Source organism: Streptomyces sp. NPDC002265 (genome assembly GCF_040296125.1).
Taxonomy (GTDB): Bacteria; Actinomycetota; Actinomycetes; order Streptomycetales; family Streptomycetaceae; genus Streptomyces.
This window is the reverse complement of record NZ_JBEOWS010000687.1, coordinates 1-1,563: the sequence shown is the minus strand read 5'-3', so window position 1 is coordinate 1,563 and position 1,563 is coordinate 1. Positions and strand designations below refer to the sequence as shown.

At 68.4% G+C, this 1,563-nt stretch carries 1 protein-coding gene; it reads right to left on the bottom strand.

Annotated elements, in window-relative coordinates:
• On the bottom strand, nt 1-1,421 hold a 1,421-nt coding region (locus ABT085_RS46285; protein WP_351623231.1), incomplete at its 3' end, for an NF041680 family putative transposase.
• Between the last annotated feature and the right edge of the window lie 142 nt (nt 1,422-1,563).

Here is a 1,563-nt window from a genome sequence, read left to right as displayed (position 1 = left end):
TTCGTTCGCTGTTTCGCGGGTTGTGTCTTGCGGGGTGTGTGCACGTCGTGGCGGGGTGTGGGCCGGGTGTTCTTTCTGCCTGGGGGGCGTCCGGGGCCAGGGCGGGAGGGTTTTGGTGCTTGGGCCGGGCAGGTGGCTTGTGGGCGGATGTGCCGGAAGTCGCGGCGGACCCGGGCGGGGGTGAGCCTGTCCGGCGGGGTCGGCCTCTCCCAAGGGCGTCGTAGGTCGGCTGCCAGCGGTCGGGCAAGCCGCAGTTGGGTGTAGGCGGCGAGGATCAGCCAGGTCCACCGGTCTGCCGCCTCGGGGGTACGGATCTTCGGGGAGGTCCAGCCGAGGGTCTGTTTGAACAGGCGGAAGGTGTGCTCGATGTCGAAGCGTCGCAGGTATGCCTGCCAGAGACGGTCGGTATCCGCCTGGGTGGCGTCGGTGCCGGACCACCACAGCCAGACCGGCTTCGGTGTCGCTCCGCTGGGCAGGTGGTCGATGTCCAGGCGGATCACTGTCCCTTCGACGATCGGGAGGATGCCGTCGGCGGCTGCCCAGGAGGAACGGTGGGTCAGCTTGGGGTGCAGCCGGTTCCAGGAGCGGGCTCTGGCGGTGCCGTAGAGGCGGGTGTCGGTGACGGTTTCGGTGTCCGGGGTGCTCCAGGTGTCGGGCTGGCCGAAGACGAACTCGCCGCCGTGCCGGGGCGGCCGGCCCTGGGTGTGCGGGAGCCGCGGTGGGACAGCTCTGCGCAGGACGCGGTCGGATCGCATCCTGGCCAGTACCTGGACCGGCAGGTCGCGCAGGAGGAAGCCGAGGCGGGGTGCGTCGTATCCGGCGTCCGCGACGACGAGGATGTCGGGATCGCCCGTCTGCCACTGCCCCGCGGTGATCAGCCGCTCAAGCAGATCGCGCAGTTGCCGGGCGGTGACGGTGGCGGTGTCATCTCCGGGCGCCAGGCGCAGTGCGTCCAGCGGTGCGGTCCATGAGCTGCGGCCCGGTTCGAGCGCGCAGATGATCGAGTAGGGCCAGCCGGGGACCGGGATGTGGTGGTCCTTGCCCCGGCCGTAGGTGTGACACAGGATCCGTTCCGGTGAGGTGTGGGCGTCAGGCCGCAGCCAGCACGTGACATCGATCGCCAGGACCAGCTGGCCGTCGGCAGCCCGCGGCAGTGCTACTTCGGTCAGCGCCCGTCGCAGCCGGCCGGCATCGATGCGACCACGAGTCATCGCCGCGTAGAGCCCGCCATGGCCGCGGCGGTGTTCACCCACCAGCGACAGTTCGGCCAGCGATCTCACCGGCCCGTCGCTGCACAGAACAGCATCAGCCAGCTCGAACAATGCGTCCGAACGGGCGGTCAGGCAGGCGTAGAACTCGCCCCGGAAGCGTGACAGTTGCGTCAACGGATCTCGCCGGGCGTCGTGATGCAGCAGACTCATCCTCACGGCCTTCGTGCTGAATGTGTGTGTTCCTTGGTCGGAGCACATGTTCAGACGAAGGCCGCTTTCGTGTCCGGCGGATACCGAACCGGGTGATCAAGTTCGACGGACCATTCGACGGTAGACGTTAAAGATCAAGCTA